At 60.9% G+C, this 18,025-nt stretch carries 17 protein-coding genes; 6 read left to right on the top strand and 11 right to left on the bottom strand.

Annotated features, from left to right (window positions below; genetic code table 11):
• The 5 genes from SIC14_RS01235 (at position 1) to SIC14_RS01215 (ending at position 5,593) form a co-directional block, all read left to right on the top strand.
• Entirely contained in the window at positions 1-1,305 is a 1,305-nt protein-coding gene (locus SIC14_RS01235) for a thymidine phosphorylase (protein WP_412564036.1), read from the top strand.
• Complete coding sequence (locus SIC14_RS01230) at positions 1,306-2,517, top strand: phosphopentomutase (RefSeq protein WP_412564035.1); 1,212 nt, start codon at positions 1,306-1,308, stop codon at positions 2,515-2,517. It abuts the gene before it with no gap.
• Positions 2,514-3,497, top strand: coding sequence for an adenosine deaminase (locus tag SIC14_RS01225; protein WP_412564034.1), 984 nt, complete (start codon positions 2,514-2,516; stop codon positions 3,495-3,497). Before SIC14_RS01230 ends, SIC14_RS01225 begins: the two co-directional genes overlap by 4 nt.
• The gene (upp, locus tag SIC14_RS01220) at positions 3,497-4,129 is read left to right on the top strand and encodes a uracil phosphoribosyltransferase (RefSeq protein ID WP_412564033.1); all 633 of its coding nucleotides are present in this window, start codon (positions 3,497-3,499) and stop codon (positions 4,127-4,129) included. The genes SIC14_RS01225 and upp overlap by 1 nt, the downstream gene beginning before the upstream one ends.
• Before the next feature lie 66 nt (positions 4,130-4,195).
• Entirely contained in the window at positions 4,196-5,593 is a 1,398-nt protein-coding gene (locus SIC14_RS01215) for an SPOR domain-containing protein (protein WP_412564032.1), read from the top strand.
• Between the two features lie 90 nt (positions 5,594-5,683).
• Here SIC14_RS01215 and SIC14_RS01210 read toward each other — a convergent pair whose 3' ends face one another.
• Positions 5,684-6,715 (bottom strand): hypothetical protein, encoded by a 1,032-nt coding sequence (locus tag SIC14_RS01210; protein ID WP_412564031.1) that lies wholly within the window; start codon positions 6,713-6,715, stop codon positions 5,684-5,686.
• A 170-nt stretch (positions 6,716-6,885) separates the two neighbouring features.
• Entirely contained in the window at positions 6,886-8,511 is a 1,626-nt protein-coding gene (locus tag SIC14_RS01205) for an AMP-binding protein (protein ID WP_412564030.1), read from the bottom strand.
• A 175-nt stretch (positions 8,512-8,686) separates the two neighbouring features.
• Between SIC14_RS01205 and SIC14_RS01200 the strand changes: the two genes are divergently transcribed.
• Positions 8,687-9,349, top strand: a complete 663-nt coding sequence (locus SIC14_RS01200; RefSeq protein ID WP_412564029.1) for a sulfotransferase family 2 domain-containing protein — start codon at positions 8,687-8,689, stop codon at positions 9,347-9,349.
• Positions 9,350-9,415: 66 nt separating this feature from the next.
• Here the strand turns inward: SIC14_RS01200 and SIC14_RS01195 are convergent, their stop codons facing one another.
• From SIC14_RS01195 to SIC14_RS01155, 9 genes are all read right to left on the bottom strand, one after another.
• Complete coding sequence (locus SIC14_RS01195; protein ID WP_412564028.1) at positions 9,416-9,805, bottom strand: AAA family ATPase; 390 nt, start codon at positions 9,803-9,805, stop codon at positions 9,416-9,418.
• A gap of 204 nt (positions 9,806-10,009) precedes the next feature.
• Positions 10,010-12,211 carry a 3-hydroxyacyl-CoA dehydrogenase NAD-binding domain-containing protein gene (locus SIC14_RS01190; protein ID WP_412564027.1) on the bottom strand — a complete coding sequence of 734 codons (2,202 nt, stop codon included), beginning with the start codon at positions 12,209-12,211 and terminating at the stop codon, positions 10,010-10,012.
• Positions 12,204-12,668: an NADAR family protein gene (locus SIC14_RS01185; RefSeq protein ID WP_412565803.1), complete on the bottom strand. Its 465-nt coding sequence runs from the start codon at positions 12,666-12,668 to the stop codon at positions 12,204-12,206. The genes SIC14_RS01190 and SIC14_RS01185 overlap by 8 nt, the downstream gene beginning before the upstream one ends.
• Positions 12,669-12,740: 72 nt before the next feature.
• Positions 12,741-13,952, bottom strand: coding sequence for an acetyl-CoA C-acetyltransferase (locus SIC14_RS01180; RefSeq protein WP_412564026.1), 1,212 nt, complete (start codon positions 13,950-13,952; stop codon positions 12,741-12,743).
• A 35-nt stretch (positions 13,953-13,987) separates the two neighbouring features.
• Complete coding sequence (locus SIC14_RS01175) at positions 13,988-14,623, bottom strand: glutathione S-transferase family protein (RefSeq protein ID WP_412564025.1); 636 nt, start codon at positions 14,621-14,623, stop codon at positions 13,988-13,990.
• 277 nt (positions 14,624-14,900) lie between these two features.
• Complete coding sequence (locus SIC14_RS01170; RefSeq protein WP_412564024.1) at positions 14,901-15,113, bottom strand: hypothetical protein; 213 nt, start codon at positions 15,111-15,113, stop codon at positions 14,901-14,903.
• A 61-nt stretch (positions 15,114-15,174) separates the two neighbouring features.
• The gene (locus SIC14_RS01165; protein WP_412564023.1) at positions 15,175-16,953 is read right to left on the bottom strand and encodes an acyl-CoA dehydrogenase C-terminal domain-containing protein; all 1,779 of its coding nucleotides are present in this window, start codon (positions 16,951-16,953) and stop codon (positions 15,175-15,177) included.
• 30 nt (positions 16,954-16,983) lie between these two features.
• The gene (locus SIC14_RS01160) at positions 16,984-17,388 is read right to left on the bottom strand and encodes a MerR family transcriptional regulator (protein ID WP_412564022.1); all 405 of its coding nucleotides are present in this window, start codon (positions 17,386-17,388) and stop codon (positions 16,984-16,986) included.
• Between the two features lie 249 nt (positions 17,389-17,637).
• On the bottom strand, positions 17,638-18,012 hold the full coding sequence (locus SIC14_RS01155; protein WP_412564021.1) for a MerR family transcriptional regulator: 375 nt from the start codon (positions 18,010-18,012) through the stop codon (positions 17,638-17,640).
• Between the last annotated feature and the right edge of the window lie 13 nt (positions 18,013-18,025).

The raw sequence follows: 18,025 nt of genomic DNA, 5'->3' as shown, positions 1-18,025 counted from the left end.
ATGGATGCCCGCGCGATCATCGTCAAGCTGCGCGAGAAACAGCGGGTCACTCGTGAGGAATTGCGTTGGTTTGCCAAAGGTTTGTCCGATGGCACCGTCAGTGATGCGCAGGCCGGTGCCTTTGCAATGGCGGCGCTGTTGAACGGCATGGATGAGGAGGGTCGAGTGGGCCTGACCCTTGCCATGCGCGACAGCGGCGACGTCATGACCTGGGATCTGGATCGACCGGTGATCGACAAACACTCCACCGGTGGGGTGGGCGATTGTGTGTCGCTGGTTCTGGCCCCGGCTCTGGCGGCCTGTGGCGGCTATGTGCCGATGATTTCGGGACGTGGATTGGGCCACACGGGCGGCACGCTGGACAAGCTGGAGGCCATACCGGGGTATCGCACCGGACTGACGGAAACGCAGTTCAAACAGGTTGTTGCCAAGGCGGGCTGTGCCATTGTCTCGGCCTCGGGGGAGGTCGCACCGGCGGACAAGCGGCTCTATGCGGTACGCGATGTCACCGGCACGGTCGAAAGCCTAGATCTGATCACCGCTTCGATCCTGTCGAAAAAATTGGCGGCCGGGTTGGAAGGGCTGGTGCTGGACGTCAAAGTGGGTTCGGGCGCGTTTATGAAAACGCCGGATGACGCCCGCGATCTGGCGCAGGCGCTTGTTTCCACGGCCAATGCGGCGGGCTGTCCAACGACCGCTTTGATCACCGATATGAACCAGCCGCTGGCGCCAGAGTTGGGCAACGCTTTGGAAGTCGCCAGCTCGATGCGGGTGCTGACCGGAGAGGTCGAAGGCCCGCTGTTTGAACTGTCAGCCGAGTTGGGCGGCGTGGCTTTGGCCAATGCCGGGCTGGCCAAAGACGCCGGTGACGGGGCGGAAAAGATGCGAGCCGCAATCCGCAGCGGACAGGCGGCCGAGGTCTTTGGACGGATGGTGCCCGCACAGGGTGGTCCGGTGCAATTCGTTGAGAATTGGGCCAGATTCCTGCCCGAAGCGCCGGTTATCCGCGAGGTCGCGTCCCCCGCCGACGGCTATGTCAGCGCCATCAACGGGCATGCGCTGGGTCTGGCTGTGGTTGAGTTAGGCGGCGGGCGTCAGCGCGAAAGCGATGTGGTGGATCCGGCTGTTGGCCTGTCAGAGGTTGCAGTATTGGGCGCAAAAGTGCAAAAGGGCCAACCGCTGGCGCGAATCCACGCGGCCCGAGAGGCCGCCGCGGACGCCGCCTGTCAGTCGGTGCTCGGGGCGATCAGCCTGGGTGAGACTCCCCCTGAAAAGCCTCCTCTAATTTACGAAAGGGTGGGCTGAATGGCGCGCGCATTTTTAGTGGTGATCGATTCAGTCGGTATCGGGGGCGCCCCTGATGCCGACAAGTTTTATAACGGGTCGCTGCCGGACACCGGGGCGAACACCGTGGGCCACATTGCCGAAGGCTGCGCCGAGGCGCGCGGTGAAGAGGGCCGTTCGGGGCCGCTCAATCTGCCAACATTGGATGCGCTAGGTCTGGGCCAAGCGGTGACGCTGGCCTCGGGTCTGACAGCGCCGGGTCTGGGGGCGGAGCCCACTGGCTTGTGGGGCGCGGCGACCGAAGTCTCCCCCGGCAAAGACACCCCTTCAGGGCATTGGGAACTGGCCGGGGTGCCGGTGCCGTGGGATTGGCATTATTTCCCCGATCAGCAGCCCAGCTTCCCCGAAGAGCTGAGCAAACATATCGCACAACACGCTGGCACCGATGGGATTCTGGCGAATTGCCATGCCTCGGGCACGCAGGTGATTGCCGATTTTGGCGCCGAACATATCCGTTCTGGCTGGCCGATCTGCTACACCTCGGCGGACAGCGTTTTGCAGATTGCCGCCCATGAAGAGCACTTCGGCCTCGACCGGCTGTTGCAGCTCTGTCAGGACGTGGCGCCCTATCTGCATGAGATGAAAGTGGGCCGGGTAATCGCCCGCCCCTTCATCGGGTCTGAAGCCGACGGCTTCACCCGTACCACCAACCGCCACGACTATGCCATCGCGCCGCCCTCAGCCACTCTGTGTGACTGGGTTCAGGGCGCGGGCCGCAAAGTCTACGGGGTTGGGAAAATCGGCGACATCTTTTCAATGCGTGGCATTGATGACCTACGAAAGGGGTCGGATGAACAGCTGATGGTCCATCTGAAAGATCTGGTGGACGAAGCCGAAGACGGCAGCCTTGTCTTTGCCAATTTCGTGGAGTTCGACAGCCTCTATGGCCATCGCCGCGATATCTCGGGCTATGCACGTGCGCTGGAATGGTTTGATGCTGAACTAGCCTCAATCCTGCCCCGATTGCGCGCAGATGACATGCTAGTGATCACCGCCGATCACGGCAATGATCCCAGCTGGCCCGGCACCGACCACACCCGTGAACGCGCTCCGGTGCTGATCGCGGGTAAGGGGGCGGGCAGCATTGGGCAGGTTGCTTTTGTTGACGTTGCGGCCTCGGTGGCCGCGCATTTGGATGTGGCCGCGGAAGGGCCAGGACGGAGTTTTCTATGAGTTGGAACCAGTTTCCCAAAGTTGAATTGCACCTGCACCACGAAGGCGCGGCCCCGCCCGCATTTATCCGGCAGCTGGCGCATGAAAAGAAGGTCGACCTTGAGGGTGTCTTTAACGAAGACGGCAGCTATGCCTTCAAGGATTTTGTACATTTCCTGAGCGTCTATGAGGCCGCGACCTCGGTTCTGAAGAGCCCCGAGGATTATGCCCGGCTGACCACCGCTGTGCTGGAAGAATGTGCCGCCAACGGTGTGATCTACGCCGAAAGCTTCATCAGCCCCGATTTCTGCGGCGGCCGCGATGTGGGGGCGTGGAAGGAATATCTGCACGCCATTCAGGAAGCGGCAGATCAGGCTGAGGCTGCCCATGGCATCACGTTGAAAGGCATTGTGACCTGCATTCGCCACTTTGGCGGGGAATGGGCCAAAGAGACTGCGCTTTGTGCAGCGGAAACCAAAAGTGATTTCATCACCGGTTTCGGCATGGGCGGCGATGAGAACCAGTTCACCCAAGGCACGTTCAAATGGGCCTTTGACTGTGCGCGTGAGGCTGGTCTGCAGCTGACCACCCACGCTGGTGAGTGGGGCGGGCCGGAATCGATCCGTCAGGCGCTGGATGATCTGAAGGTGGAGCGTCTGGGTCACGGTGTTCAGGTGATCGAGGATGCCGCGCTGATGCAGCGGGTCATCGACGAGGGTGTGACGCTGGAGGTCTGCCCGGGCTCGAACGTGGTGCTGGGGGTCTACCCCTCGATTAAGGATCACCCGATCAAAAAGCTGCGCGATGCCGGTGTGAAGGTGACGGTCTCGACCGACGATCCGCCCTTCTTCCACACCACGATGACCAAAGAATATGAAATGCTGGAGCAGGCCTTTGGCTGGGGCGCCGAAGATTTCACAGCTTTGAATATGACAGCGATTGACGCGGCCTTCTGTGATGCAGATACAAAGGCCCGTATCAAAAAGCGATTGGAAGCCTGATGAGCGAACATCTGACAGTTGTCGATCACCCGCTGGTCCAGCACAAGCTGACCCTGATGCGGGACAAAAACACCGCCACCCCTGAATTCCGCCGTCTCCTGCGCGAGATCAGCCAGCTTCTGGCCTATGAGATCACCCGCGAGATGCCCCTGACCACCAAGCGGATCTCGACCCCGATGGAAGAGATGGACGCCCCTGTGTTGAAAGGCAAAAAGCTGGCGCTGGTGTCGATCCTGCGGGCCGGTAACGGGTTGATGGACGGCGTGCTGGAACTGATCCCCGGTGCCCGCGTGGGTTTTGTGGGTCTCTACCGTGATGAAGAAACGCTGGAGCCGGTGCAATATTACTTCAAGGTGCCGGAAAACATGGAAGACCGTCTGGTCATCGCCGTGGATCCGATGCTGGCAACCGGCAATTCTTCGGCGGCGGCGATTGATCTGCTGAAGCAGGCGGGCGCCAAAAACATCCGCTTTATGTGCCTGTTGGCCGCCCCAGAAGGAGTGGCCCGCATGAAGGAAGCCCATCCCGATGTGCCGATCGTCACGGCCTCTCTGGATGAGAAGCTGAACGAAAAAGGTTATATCATGCCCGGACTAGGGGATGCGGGCGACCGGATGTTCGGCACAAAATAAGCCCTGATTCTTTACACGAGTCTCTGATTGGTGCAGAGTGCCTCCACATATTGTGTGGGGGCACTTATGAATTTTACACGAGCAGTTGCTGCCGCTCTTATTGTTGCAGCCGCGGGATTTTTCCCCGAAGGCGCTGAAGCGCGTACAAAAAAAGAAGTTCCGGCTGAATTTCCGCCTGCGGATTACACCGGACGCCAGTATGTCGACAGCAAGGGATGTGTCTTTATCCGCGCCAATACCGGCGGTCTGGTGGACTGGATCCCGCGTGTGACACGCCAGCGCCAGCACATCTGTAACGCGAAACCCACCTTTGCGGCGGCCCCGGCTGCGGACCTGCCGGTGATTGCCGATCCGGCACCCGCAGCGGTTGAGATTACGGTTGCGCCCGATCCCGCACCTGCACCCGCGCGTGTTGCTGCGCCGGTCCGTTCTGCGGCTCGCACTGCGGCCACGGACCCCTTGCCGCTGCCCGCCCCGATGCGCGCCGCCGCGCCTGCCCCCGCAGCAGAGCCCACGCCGGTCGCCACAACGCAACGTCAGCCGCGGTTTACGCTGGCGTCGCTCTTTGCCCCCCGTCAGCGGGTGGTGCAGCGTGAACCGGTTGTGGCTGCCCCGACAGCGGTTGTGGCACCAGCGCCGGTTGCTGCCCCTGTATCTGTTGCCCCCGCGGGAGTCGCAGCCTGCCCCGGTGGTCTGTCGATCAGCGAACGCTATCTTGGCACCGGTGCCGGTGTGCGCTGTGGACCGCAAGCGATTTCGCCGGTGGGGCCGCGCCTTGGCTCTGGTGTGACGGTGCGCGATCCCGGCGATCCGGCCGCCGCTGGCGCGACACAGAGCTACACCCGTGTGGCCCGTGGCAGCGACCGCGTGGTGCCGAGCCATGTCTATGCCAATCAGCAGAACGCTCAAAAAGGCGTGACCGTGCCCAAGGGGTATCGCCCGGTGTGGAGCGATGACCGGCTGAACCCGAAACGGGCGCATCAGACCTTGGCCGGTAAGGCGCAGATGGATCTGATCTGGACCCAGACCGTGCCGCGTCAGCTGATTGACCGTGCCTCGGGGCGCGATGTCACCCGGTTCTTCCCCGGGCTGACCTATCCCAATACCAGCTACGCCCAGCAGGATGGGGCCATTGCTGCGACCCCGACCGTGTCGAGCAAATCACGCCAGCCGGTTGCTGTGACTCCGGCCGCCCGCAGCCAGCCTAAGGCGGTTGCCAAGGCACAGCCGAAGGCGGCGAAGGCGACCTATGTGCAGGTGGCGATGTTCGCCCAGCCCGGCAATGCGCAGCGCACCGCTGGCAACCTGGCCGCCAAGGGGCTGCCGATGCGGATCTGGAACGCCAAACGCGGCGGCAAAGCGGTGCAGTTGGTGGTGGTTGGCCCCTTCGCGGATGCCTCGCAAGCGCGCGGCGCGCTGTCGGTGGTGAAACGCGCCGGGTTCAGCGACGCATATCTGAGATAAGGCAAAGGTTTACGCAGAATAAATCGAGCATCTAAAAGGCCGGGCATTGCCCGGTCTTTTTCGTTTCTGGTGCCGGATTTGCGCTCGAGGTTAGCCTTCGCAGATCGCCTGCAGCCGCAGCCAGTCACTGTCACTCAGGACAGGACGGGGGGCTTCGGCGGGGTAAGGATCGGCTTCGATCAGGGGCAGGCTGGTTTCGCCCGAGACATCCAGCGCATAGCCATAGGGGGAGGATTTGACCTCGGCGATGCGGAAGGCCTGCAGCAGGGCTTCGCTGTTCACCGGGAGGGGCTTGCGGGTCAGCAAAGTTCCGGCGTGGCTGCGCAAGGTGTCGTCATCCAGATCGCCGGTGGCCATCAGGGTCAGGCTGGCCAGCAATCCGTTGTCAGAGAGCAGCACATGCAGCGGGTCGGTTTCCTCAGCCCGCAGCGCCTCTGCCAGAATGTAGCCTGCCGCCACATCTGGGTCCTCGTAGTCCTCCAGCAACCGGCTGTTGAGCAGAAGGGTCTGACCGGGCAGCATCACAGCTTCGGGCAGGCCGTCGGGAATGACGGCGATCTTGAGGTCTTCGGGGGCCACCGCATTCAGGCGGGTGGCAAGGCGGTCGAGCGCGGGCAGGGCCCCCGTCGCGTCACAGCGCTGGCCGCCGACATGTTCCACCTGCGCCAGCAGCGCCTGACCGATTTCGGCCCGTTTGGCGCCCGGCAGCACCGAAACCGCATGGTCAACCAAGGCGCCCGGCAACCAGAACACCCCCACCGCCAGCACCGAGGCCAGCGAAGTCCCCATCATCAGCCAGCGCAGACGGCCCGGCCGCGGGCGCCGTTTGTCGATGGCCACGCGCAGTTTCTCGACGGCGGCGACCATCTCGGCTTCGTCTTCGGCAAATTCCAAAGTTTCGGCTTCATCGCCATCGGGATGGTACAGCGCGGGCCATGCACCGGGGTTGGCGCGTACCAGGGCAGGCAACGACCAATGGGTCAGCGGCCGGTCTTGCATATCGGTGATCACCAGCGTGGCGTTGCCGATCGAGACAATGACCTCGCGGCGCTGCGCCTCAGCCGAGGCGCGCCACAGGCCGGTGGCCTCTAGACGTTGGTATTTTTTAAGGGCGGTGCTCATAGCGCGGCTGCTCTGCCTGTTTTCCTTTCGATAGCACGGTCAGGTGGCAGGCGGCAATGTGGGATGCAGGTCTGGTGGGTGAGGGGCGTTGCCCCTCTCCGGTCATTGCGAATGACCGCATTCACCCCAGGATATTTGGACCAAGAAGAAAGCGGCCCGTCGTTGAGGGTTCAGAGTGTTTTTGCCAGCGTGCGCAACTCAAACTTCTGGATCTTGCCGGTGGAGGTTTTGGGCAGTTCCTGAAACACCACTTTCTTTGGCGTTTTGAAACCGGCCAGACGTTCGCGGGCAAAGGTGATCAGCGCGGCCTCTTCTGCTTGATGGCCGTCTTTCAACTCGACAAAGGCGCAAGGCACCTCGCCCCATTTTTCATCCGGTTTGGCCACAACCGCACAGAGCAGCACATCGGGGTGGCCCATCAGCACGCCCTCGACCTCGACCGACGAGATGTTTTCCCCGCCGGAGATGATGATGTCTTTGGCGCGGTCGGCGATTTGCACAAAGCTGTCAGGGTGCTGGATGGCGATGTCACCGGAATGGAAATAGCCGCCTTTGAAGGCCTCGGCGGTGGCGTCGGGGTTTTTCAGGTAGCCTTTCATCACCCCGTTGCCGCGGAAGACAATTTCGCCCTGTGTGCGGCCATCCATCGGGATCTGCTGCATGTTTTCATCCACCACGGTGACGTGTTCATAGGCGGGCATGGCAACCCCCTGACGGGCCTTGATCGCGGCACGCTCTTCGCCCTGCAGCGGTTCCCAGGCGTCTTTCCAGGTGCATTCTGTGGCGGGGCCATAGACCTCGGTCAGCCCGTAGACCTGGGTGATGTTGAACCCCATCGGCTCAATCGCGGCCAGGGTGGCGGGGGCGGGCGGCGCGCCGGCGGTGAAGACCTCGACCACATGCTCAAAGCTGCGGCGGTCCGTTTCAGGGGCGTTGACCAATGTGTTCAGAACAATCGGGGCACCGCCGAAATGGGTGACCTTTTCATCGGCGATGGCGTCAAAGATCGCCTTGGCGGTGATGTCACGGCAACAGATAATGGTGCCGCCCATCGCCGGCATCAGCCAGGTGTGACACCAGCCGTTGCAGTGAAACAGCGGCACAATGGTCAGGTAGCGCGGGTGCAGGGTCATGCGCCAGGAAATCACCTGACTCATGGCGTTCAGATAGGCGCCGCGGTGGTGGTAGACCACACCTTTGGGGCGACCGGTGGTGCCGGAGGTGTAGTTGAGCGCTATGCTTTCCCATTCGTCCTGTGGCATCAGCCAGTCAAAGCTGCTGTCACCCGAGGCCAGCAGCGCCTCATATTCCATGTAGTGCCCGTGCGCATGGACGCCGGCCTGATCGTCGGCCACCTCGATGATCTGCGGCGGCGGGCCCTCCAACAGTTCAAGTGCCTGTGCCAGAACGGGCAGGAATTGCGGGTCACAGAGCACCACCTTGGCTTCGCCATGGTCGAGGATATATGCAATGGTTTCCGGTTCCAGGCGGGTGTTGATGGTGTTGAGCACGGCGCCACAGGCGGGCACACCAAAATGCGCCTCGGCCTGGGCGGGGATATTGGGCAGCAGGGTGGCCACCACCTCCCCGGGTTTCACCCCCAGTTTCACCAGACCCGAGGCCAGTTGGCTGACGCGGCTGTGGTATTCTGCGTAGGTTTTGCGGTGCTTGCCGTAGACCACCGCAGGCTGGTCGGCGAAAACCACAGCGGCGCGTTTCAGCCAGGACAGCGGTGTCAGCGCCACGTAGTTTGCGTCGCATTTTTCAAGACCGGTTTCGTCAGCCATCCAACCCATGGAATCCTCCTCCTTCGCAGGTGGGGTCATATTGTGCGGATGCGTAGGGAATGAAAAGATCGTAATACTGCGTATGCGCGCAAGAATGTTGCGGGATGGTGTTGGATGAAGTTTGCGCGGCACCAGCGGGACTTGCAGGGTTTTCGCACCGGGGCAAAGCGGATAACTTGGCGACATGTTTATCTCGCACGGCCGTCAGTACATCTTTATCCACATCCCCAAAACCGGTGGCACCTCCATGGCGCTGGCGCTGGAGGAGCGCGCGAAGAAGGATGATGTGCTGATCGGGGACACACCCAAGGCGGCGAAACGGCGGCGCAAATTCAGCGGGGCTGAAACCCGGGGGCGGCTGTGGAAACACGCGACTTTGGCGGATATCGAAGGGCTGGTCGGCCTGGAGGAGGTGGAGCATTACTTCACCTTCACCATGGTGCGGAACCCTTGGGATCGCATGGTCAGCTATTATCATTGGCTGCAGGCGCAGGGCTTTGACCATCCAGCGGTGCAGCTGGCGAAGTCTGAAGAGTTCTCTGGGTTTCTGTCACATCCGATGACCTGGCGGGCGCAGAAAGAAGCGCCTGCGCGGCATTACATGACGGATGCCCGTGGCAATGAGGTTTGTGACCTCTATCTGCGACTGGAACACTTGGAAGAAGACCTGCCGGACCTAGAGGCACATCTGGGGTTCCGTTTGGCGCTGCCAAAGGCCAATGCGTCGAGCCGGACGCGGGACTACCGCAGCTATTATTCGGACGCGGATGCGGCGTTTCTGGCCGAGATTTGCGGCGAGGATATAGCGCGGTTTGGCTACCGGTTTGAGGATGCGGTCAGCGTCTGAGGCTTGGCGGGCCGCCTGATTGAGTATTTGAAGATCATTGAAAGGGGCTGTGGCCCCCGGAGCGGTTCACCTGCCGCAGTGGCGCAGGATGTTGAAACCCTCGTCCGCTTGGGGCGGGGAGAAGTGTTGCGCCAGCTGGGCAAATTGGGCGTCGCTCAGGGTGAAACGGTGCGTGCCGCTGGCATTGCGGGCCTGGAGGCGCGTCAGGCAGACTGCATCGGACAGGTCAAACAGATGCAATTGATGCGCCGCGCCGGACTGATCGATCAGCTGGCGCATCCATTTGCGACTCTCGACGGTGTTGGCCGAGAAGTCGAGCACCACTGAGAAACCAGAGTGCAGCAGGTCAAGGATATGCGCTGTCAGCGCTTGCCGCAGAAGAAATGCAAGGTTGGGGGTTGGGGCATGCGGGCCCTCCGATGTTCGGGGGCTGGCCCCATGTGACTGAAGATGCAAAAACGACCGGCCTGAAAGGTCAGGCCGGGGTGGTAATTCGCAACGGCTGTGCTGCCGTCAGAGAGGTTTCAGTCAAGAACATGGGGCAGAAGTGGCATGGTCTGTCGACGCGGGCAAGGGGGAAGGCGCCGCAAGGCCTGTGCCAAAGAAAAACGCGCGCCGGTGGGCGCGCGTTTCGGTGTTTCCGAAGCATCCGGTTTCGGATCAGGCGGCTTTGGCGGCAGCCTTGTCAAACCGACCGTAGAAGCTTTGTCCCTTGTCGCCCATTTCCTGCAGCAGGGCAGGCGGGGTGAAGCGGGCGCCATAGGCTTCGGCCAACTCGTTGCAGCGCTCTGCCGCATAGGGCGTGCCGATGATGTCGAGCCAGCTGAACGGGCCGCCGGACCAAGGCGCAAAACCCCAGCCGAGGATCGCGCCGACGTCGCCTTCGCGGATGTCTTCCAGCACGCCCTCTTCCAGCGATTTCACCGCTTCCAGCACCTGCGCAAACATCAGACGGTGCTGCACGTCGATCAGCGAGGGCTGATCCGCCGCCACCGGGCAACGGTCGCCCAGGCCTTCCCACAGACCCTGACGTTTGCCTTTTTCGTCATAGGCGTAGAAACCCGCGGCGGATTTGCGGCCCAGACGGCCCTCTTCGACCATGGCGTACATCAGATCATCCACCGGCCCCATATCGGCAGGGTAGGCATCGCCCATCGCCGCTTTGGTGGCTTTGGAGATCTTCACACCCAGTTCCAGCGAGGTCTCATCGATCAGCTGCAGCGGACCCAGCGGGAAGCCCAGCTGGCGGGCGGCGTTTTCGATCAGCGCCGGGGCAACTCCTTCGGTGACCATCCGCGCGCCTTCGTTCAGGTAGGGGATGATGCAGCGGTTGGCGTAGAAGAACCGTTCGTCATTCACAACGATCGGGGTCTTGCGGATCTGGCGCACGTAATCCAGCGATTTTGCCACCGCGCGGTCGCCGGTTTCCTTGCCCTTGATGATCTCCACCAGCAGCATCTTCTCAACAGGAGAGAAGAAGTGGATGCCGATGAACTGCTCGGGACGACTGGAGGCTTTGGCCAGACCGGTGATCGGCAGGGTCGAGGTGTTGGAGGCAAAGATGCAATCCTCCGAGATCACAGCCTCAACCGCTTTGGTCACCTCGGCTTTGATGCCAACATCTTCGAACACGGCTTCGATGATCAGATCGGCGTCGGACAGAGCGGCATAATCGGTGGTCGCGGTGATCAGGCCAAGCACTTGCTCTTTCTTCTCAGCGTTGACCTTGCCGCGTTTGATGCCCTTGTCCAGATAGGTCTCGGTATAGGCTTTGCCTTTGTCCGCAGCCTCTTGTTTCTGGTCGATCAGCACCACTTCGATACCGGCCATAGCTGAAACCAGCGCAATGCCTGCGCCCATCATGCCTGCGCCCAGAACGCCGACTTTCTTGACGGTCTCATCGTCAACGGCAGGGCGGTTGGCGCCTTTTTCCAGCGCTTCCTTGTTGATGAAGAGCGACCGGATCATTGCCGAGGACGACGGGTGCATCAGCACGTTTGTAAACCAGCGGGCCTCAATCTTGATCGCGGTGTCGAAGGGCACCAATGCGCCTTCATAAACTGCGCTGAGCAGGGCCTTGGCGGCCGGGAAGGCGCCTTGGGTGTTGCCGCTGACCATCGCGGAGGCCCCCACAAAGGTCTGGAAGCCAGCCGGGTGATAGGGGGCACCGCCAGGCATCTTGTAGCCCTTTTCATCCCAGGGCTTCACGATCTTCGGCTCAGACAGAACCCATTCACGGGCCGCCGCCATCGGATCGTCACAGACTTCATCCACCAGACCGGCAGACTTGGCTTTGGCGGGGTTCAGCTGCTTGCCCTGCAGCAGGTAGGGCGAGGCGCCCATGGCACCCAGCTTGCGGACCAGACGGGTGGTGCCGCCCATGCCGGGGAAGATGCCGACCATGATTTCCGGCAGGCCGATCTTGGCTTTGGGGTTGTTGGCGACAAAGGTGCGGTGGCAGCTGAGCGGGATCTCAAAGCCAATGCCAAGCGCGGTGCCGGGCATCACACAGGCCACAGGCTTGCCGCCTTTGTTGGTCTTGGGGTCCATGCCGGCACGCTCAATCTTGCGCAGGATGCCGTGCATTTTCATCAGCCCGTCAAACAGGCCCTGTTCCGGGCTGTCGCCCGCCATTTCCTTCATTTTGGCAATCACGTTCAGGTCCATGCCGCCAGCAAAAGAGCCCGCTTTGCCCGAGGTGATGATGATGCCTTTGACGGCGTCATCCGCCAGCGCGTCATCCACCAGAGCGTCGAGGTCATAAAACCCCTGCTCATTCATGACGTTCATGGATTTGCCCTGAGTGTCCCAGGTGATGGTGGCGATGCCCTCGGCATCTTTGTTGATGGTAAAGTCAGTCATGTCCGATCTCCGTTGGTTCGGCCGCGCAGGCGCGGGCCTCTTCCGGAAAGTCGCGAGCGAGTTCCTCGCGAACCTGAGTTAGGATCTGCCCCAGCAGGTTTTGCCCGGGCCAATATTCTTCGGTGGTGTTCTGTGCGTCCGCTGCGTCCAGGCCGATGCCCCAGATCACGTCAAACGGGCTGGCTTCGACCAGCTTCTTTGGCGCGGTTTGGAACAGCTTGCGACGCAGGCCCTTGTTTTGCAGATACTTGGCGCGGCTGACTTCGGTCACGATCTGACGCTTGTGGGCGTCCCATGTGGCCTCATCAAAACCGCGGACCTTGCGGCCCAGTGCTTTCTGCTTGCCGGGATCCTGCGCCTCTTGGATGGCAGCGGCAATTTCAGAGTCATCGAACAGCATTGCCTTCTTCCACATCATGGCCTGTTCCCCCGTGACGAAGTCCTGCCCCTCCAGCACAAAGGCGCTTGGATGCCACTGGCTGAAAGGACCTGACCAGAAGAAGTGATATGTGCGCGATGACGTCACTGATTACACACGTTCGATCACGGTGGCGGCGCCCATGCCGGAGGCCACGCAGAGGGTGGCCAGACCAACCTCTTTGTCCTGACGCTCCAGCTCATCCAACAGGGTGCCGATGATGATTGCGCCGGTGGCGCCCAAAGGGTGACCCAGCGCGATCGAGCCGCCGTTCACGTTGACCAGCGACGGATCAACATCAAACGCCTGCTGAAAGCGCAGTACGACCGAAGCGAAAGCTTCGTTCACCTCAAACAGGTCGATGTCCGAAATGGCCATGCCGCTGTCAGCCAGCAGTTTTTCGGTCACAGGGACCGGGCCGGTCAGCATGATGGTTGGATCGGTGCCGATCTTGGCGGTTGCACGAATGCGGGCGCGCGGCGCCAGGCCGAACTTCTTGCCGAACTCCTCGTTGCCCAACAGAACACCTGCGGATCCGTCCACGATACCGGACGAGTTGCCGGCGTGGTGGATGTGGTTGATCTTTTCCAGATGCGGGTATTTCAGCAGCGCCACCTTGTCGAAACCGGGCATCACTTCCCCCAGATCCTTAAACGCCGGCTTCAGCGCGCCAAGGCCCTGCATGTCGGTGCCGGGACGAGGGTATTCGTCGCGGTCCAGGATGGTCAGACCGTTCACGTCTTTGACCGCAATCACCGATTTGTCGAAACGGCCATCCGCCATCGCCTCGGCGGCGCGGCGCTGCGATTCAACGGCCAATGCGTCGGCCTGATCGCGGGTGAAGCCATATTCGGTGGCAATGATATCGGCCGAAATGCCCTGCGGCACAAAGTAGGTTTCCATCGCGACAGAAGGATCCGCCGCCACCGCCGCGCCGTCGCTGCCCATCGGCACGCGGCTCATCATCTCAACACCACCGGCGATGTAGCCATCGCCTGCGCCACCGGCGATCTGGTTGGCGGCAAGGTTCACTGCCTCCATGCCCGAGGCGCAGAAGCGGTTGATCGACAGGCCGGGAATACGCTCGTCCAGATCCGAGGCCAGAACCGCGGTCCGCGCCAGGCAGGCGCCCTGTTCCATCACCTGGGTGGCATTGCCCCAGATCACATCCTCAACGGCGTGACCCTCCAGATTGTTACGCTCCTTCAGAGCGTTCAGCACATTGGCCGAAAGGCGCGAGGCGGTCACCTCATGCAGTGAGCCATCCTTGCGGCCCTTGCCACGCGGGGTGCGCAGCGCGTCGTAGATAAAGACATCTTTCATCGCTTGTCTTCTCCTGTGTGAAATCAGGTTGCGGCTTAGGCCCGGTCCGAGGGATGGCCGGGCATCAGGTCATAGGGGGGCTTCCAGCCCTCAAGGCTGGAGATATTGTCGAGCCAACGGTCGATGTTGGACCACTCGTTGCGGTCAAACCCGAAGGGCTCGGGGTAGTAGAGGTAACCGCAGCAGGAAATGTCGGCGTTGGTGATGCCGCTGCCCACGATCCAGTCGCGCCCTTCCAGATGTTTGTTCAGCACCGCATAGGCGGCTTTCAGGCGGCCCTGCATGAAGGGGATCACCTGCTGTGGACGTTTGTCCTCGGGCAGGAAGTTCATCAGGAAACGGGTCATGCCGGCCTGGCTGGACAATTTGTGATTGTCCCACAGTACCCAGCGCAGCACATCGTATTTCTCGGCGTCGCTGCCTCCGAATTTGCCGCTTTTGTCGGTGATGTACTGCTGTATCACACCGGATTGGCTGAGCTTTACGTCGCCGTCCACCAGAACCGGTGCTTCGCCCATGGCGTTGACGTTTTCCAGATACTCCGGCTGGCGCGCAGCGCCGTTGAAGAAATCAACAAACACCGGCTCCCAGTCGAGGCCAGAGAGCTGCAGCGCCAGGGCTGCCTTGTAGGAATTGCCGCTTTCGCCGAAGCAATGCAGTTTGATGGTCATGGTCTTCCTCCCGAACCGCGCGGCCTGAGGCTGCGTCGTGTTTTGAGTATTTTTGGCAAGATGAAAGCCGCTGGCTTTGCCTGATTAACGCACTGATAAGCACAACCGGCTAGTCTGACCGCGCGTCACAGCCTGGAGAGGCGATGGGCGTGCAAGGTGAAACCCCGCGCCACGCTCTCCGATGTCGGACCTGTGCGGCCGGGGCGCCGCGCCCTTATTTCATCTTGCCAAAAATACTCATTCTCCCGTCATTTTCCCCCGCGCTGCCGCAGCGGATTTAGCGTTTGCGGGCATCCAAAGTGGCGTTGAACAGCCGCAGTTTATGGCCGAAGTTTTCCTCATCGATCACCCCGTCGAGGTTTTCAAACAGGAAGGAAATCGCCTCACCTTCGTCCAGCCCAGCCTCCCCAGCGAACTTCTTCAGGCGCCGGTAGGCGTCTTCGGTCATCGCGATGGGCATGCGGCGGGTCAGACGAAACCGTTTTGGCATGGTTCCTCCCAAAACCTGCAAAAGGGGTGGGTGGGCCGCTGGGCCCACCCTTGCTCTGTGTTCAGAACTGTTCGGCGTCCAACGCCATCACCGTGTCGGCACCGGTGTTGATGCGCGCCAGGTGCATGGCGGTCGCCGGCAGGCGGCGCGCCATGTAGTAGCGACCGGTGGCCAGTTTGGTTTCATAAAACGCCCTGTCCGAGGCGCCGCCGTCCAGTGCTTCCTGTGCGGCTTTGGCCATCTGCGCCCACATCAGGCCGAGGCAGACATGACCAAAGAGGTGCATGAAATCATAAGACCCAGACAGCGCCGCGTTGGGGTTTTTCATACCGTTCTGCATGAAGAACATGCCCGCCGCCTGCAGATCCTTGGAGGCCGCTTTCAGCGGGTCCAGGAAGTCTGCCTTCAGGGCTTCGTTTTCGGCGTTGTCTTTGAGGAAGGTTTTGACCAGATCAAAGAAAGCCATGACGTGTTTGCCGCCGTCCTGGGCCAGTTTACGGCCGACCAGATCCAGCGCCTGAACACCGTTGGCGCCTTCGTAGATCATGGCGATACGGGCGTCGCGGGTGAACTGGGACATGCCCCATTCTTCGATATAGCCGTGACCACCGTAGACCTGCTGGGCCTGCACGGTCATGTCGTAGCCCTCATCGGTGAGGAAGCCTTTGATCACCGGGGTCAGCAGCGAGATCAGCCCATCGGCGTCTTTGTCACCGTCACGGTGCGCCTTGTCGATCATCATCGCGCCCCACAGCAAGAAGGCACGACCACCCTCAACAAAGCTTTTCTGATCCATCAGGTTGCGGCGGATGTCGGGGTGCACGATCAGCGGATCGGCCGGGCCTTCGGGGTTTTTCACACCGGTCACGTCACGGCCCTGCAGGCGGTCCTTGGCGTAGATCAGTGCGTTCTGATAGGCGGCTTCGGCCTGCGCCATGCCCTGCATGCCAACGCCCAGACGGGCCTCGTTCATCATGGTGAACATGGCGCGCATGCCCTTGTGTTCGGTGCCCAGCAGGTAGCCGGTGGCCTCATCATAGTTCATCACACAGGTCGAGTTGCCGTGGATGCCCATCTTTTCTTCCAAGGCGCCACAGCTGACGCCGTTGCGTGCGCCAAGCGAGCCGTCTTCGTTGACCATGAACTTGGGCACGATGAACAGCGACACACCTTTGATGCCGTCGGGGCCGCCGGGGATCTTGGCCAGCACCAGGTGGATGATGTTGGAGGCCATTTCATGTTCGCCTGCTGAGATGAAGATCTTCTGGCCGGAGATTTTGAACGAGCCGTCGTCCTGCGGTTCTGCCTTGGTACGCATCAGGCCCAGATCGGTGCCGCAATGCGGTTCGGTCAGGTTCATGGTGCCGGTCCATTCACAGCTGACCATGTTGGGCAGATAGGTTTCTTTTTGCTGGTCAGTGCCGTGGGCCAGAATGGCCGAGGCGGCGCCGTGGGTCAGACCCTGATACATGGTAAACGCCTGGTTTGAGGCCGAGAACATTTCACCAACCGCGGTGCCCATCACATAGGGCAGGCCCTGACCGCCAAATTCTTCGGGCATGTCCAGACCGGTCCAGCCCCCTTCGCGGACCTGATCGAATGCCTCTTGAAAACCGTTGGGCACCCGCACAACACCGTTGTCCAGAGAGCAGCCTTCCTTGTCGCCCACCACGTTCAGCGGGGCCAGCACCTCAGAGGTGATCTTGCCAGCTTCTTCCAGCACGGCGGAGGTGAAATCGGCCTCCAGATCGGCGTAGCCGGGGATCTCTGACTGGCTGACTTTCAGCAGGTCGTGCAGGACAAACTGCAGGTCCTTGGTAGGGGCGGTATAGCTCGGCATGTCTCTCTCCCAAACGTGGGCCGCAGAGGATTACTCGGCGGCGTTCTTTTGCTCCTGAAGCGAGGTGATCATCTCAGCGCCCCACTTCATCTGTTCTTTCAATTCGTCGATGGCTTCGTTCAGCTCGTCCCGCTGGCGGATCATGTCGTTCAGCCGGTCCTGGGCCACTTCATAGGTGCGGCTCAGCTGGGTCAGCTGGGCGTCGCCCATGTCATAGAGGTCCAGAAGCTGGCGGATCTCCTCCAGGGAGAAGCCGAAACGCTTGCCGCGTAGGATCAGCTTCAGGCGGGCCCGGTCGCTTTTGGTGAACAGACGTTTCTGACCCTCACGGATCGGAAACAGCAGTTCCTTCGCCTCATAGAAACGCAGGGTGCGGGGGGTTACCTGAAATGCGTCACACATTTCGCGGATGGTCATTGTGTCTTCTTCAGTCATCTTTTCACGCTTTCGATGGGTGGCCTCTGAAGACAGGGTGAAGCCTCTGTCGACATGGCTACTACACGGATTGACGTTTACGTAATTGGTACGTTACGTCACTATGTTGGTTGACGTTGGATCAATCAAGGTAATCTTTTTGACACATAAAGTGACGCTCCGTCAAAAGCACTTCGGCGCCCGAATTGGACGCCGTTTTCCTACAGATTTCGTTAATTTGTTAGGCTTTTGACGGTCCCAGCAGGGGAATCACCCCTTTTTCAGCGTCTCAACGGTGATGTCATGCAGCTCTTGCAGCTCTGCCATCGCTTCGTCGATCTGCTGACGCTGTTCGGCCAGCTGGGCCAGCTGATTGGCAGCCATCGTCACCCAGGCCTTCTGCTGCGCAACATCGCCATCATTGTCGCGGATCAGCAGCCACTGGCGCATTTCCTCCAGTGGAAAGCCAAACTTGCGGCCCCGTAGAATAAGCGTCATCCGCGCCACTTCGCGCGCGCCATAGAACCGCGAGCGGCCCTGCCGTTCCGGTTGCAGCAACTCGATGTATTCATAGTAACGCAGCGTCCGAGGTGTCACGTCGAACTTGGCGCACATCTCTTTGAATGACAGTCTGATTTCGGACATGGCAAACAACTCC

The organism is Thalassobius sp. MITS945101 (assembly GCF_047123305.1).
Taxonomy (GTDB): domain Bacteria; phylum Pseudomonadota; class Alphaproteobacteria; order Rhodobacterales; family Rhodobacteraceae; genus Thalassobius.
The sequence above is the reverse complement of the archived record's forward strand: the minus strand, read 5'-3'. Positions and strand labels throughout refer to the sequence as shown.

Bases quoted from the DNA above. Each gene is read 5' to 3' on its own strand.
- SIC14_RS01235 (WP_412564036.1), top strand. From the start codon at position 1: ATGGATGCCCGCGCGATCATCGTCAAGCTGCGCGAGAAACAGCGGGTC.
- SIC14_RS01230 (WP_412564035.1), top strand. From the start codon at position 1,306: ATGGCGCGCGCATTTTTAGTGGTGATCGATTCAGTCGGTATCGGGGGC.
- SIC14_RS01225 (WP_412564034.1), top strand. From the start codon at position 2,514: ATGAGTTGGAACCAGTTTCCCAAAGTTGAATTGCACCTGCACCACGAA.
- upp (WP_412564033.1), top strand. From the start codon at position 3,497: ATGAGCGAACATCTGACAGTTGTCGATCACCCGCTGGTCCAGCACAAG.
- SIC14_RS01215 (WP_412564032.1), top strand. From the start codon at position 4,196: ATGAATTTTACACGAGCAGTTGCTGCCGCTCTTATTGTTGCAGCCGCG.
- SIC14_RS01210 (WP_412564031.1), bottom strand. From the start codon at position 6,715: ATGAGCACCGCCCTTAAAAAATACCAACGTCTAGAGGCCACCGGCCTG.
- SIC14_RS01205 (WP_412564030.1), bottom strand. From the start codon at position 8,511: ATGGGTTGGATGGCTGACGAAACCGGTCTTGAAAAATGCGACGCAAAC.
- SIC14_RS01200 (WP_412564029.1), top strand. From the start codon at position 8,687: ATGTTTATCTCGCACGGCCGTCAGTACATCTTTATCCACATCCCCAAA.
- SIC14_RS01190 (WP_412564027.1), bottom strand. From the start codon at position 12,211: ATGACTGACTTTACCATCAACAAAGATGCCGAGGGCATCGCCACCATC.
- SIC14_RS01180 (WP_412564026.1), bottom strand. From the start codon at position 13,952: ATGAAAGATGTCTTTATCTACGACGCGCTGCGCACCCCGCGTGGCAAG.
- SIC14_RS01175 (WP_412564025.1), bottom strand. From the start codon at position 14,623: ATGACCATCAAACTGCATTGCTTCGGCGAAAGCGGCAATTCCTACAAG.
- SIC14_RS01170 (WP_412564024.1), bottom strand. From the start codon at position 15,113: ATGCCAAAACGGTTTCGTCTGACCCGCCGCATGCCCATCGCGATGACC.
- SIC14_RS01165 (WP_412564023.1), bottom strand. From the start codon at position 16,953: ATGCCGAGCTATACCGCCCCTACCAAGGACCTGCAGTTTGTCCTGCAC.
- SIC14_RS01160 (WP_412564022.1), bottom strand. From the start codon at position 17,388: ATGACTGAAGAAGACACAATGACCATCCGCGAAATGTGTGACGCATTT.
- SIC14_RS01155 (WP_412564021.1), bottom strand. From the start codon at position 18,012: ATGTCCGAAATCAGACTGTCATTCAAAGAGATGTGCGCCAAGTTCGAC.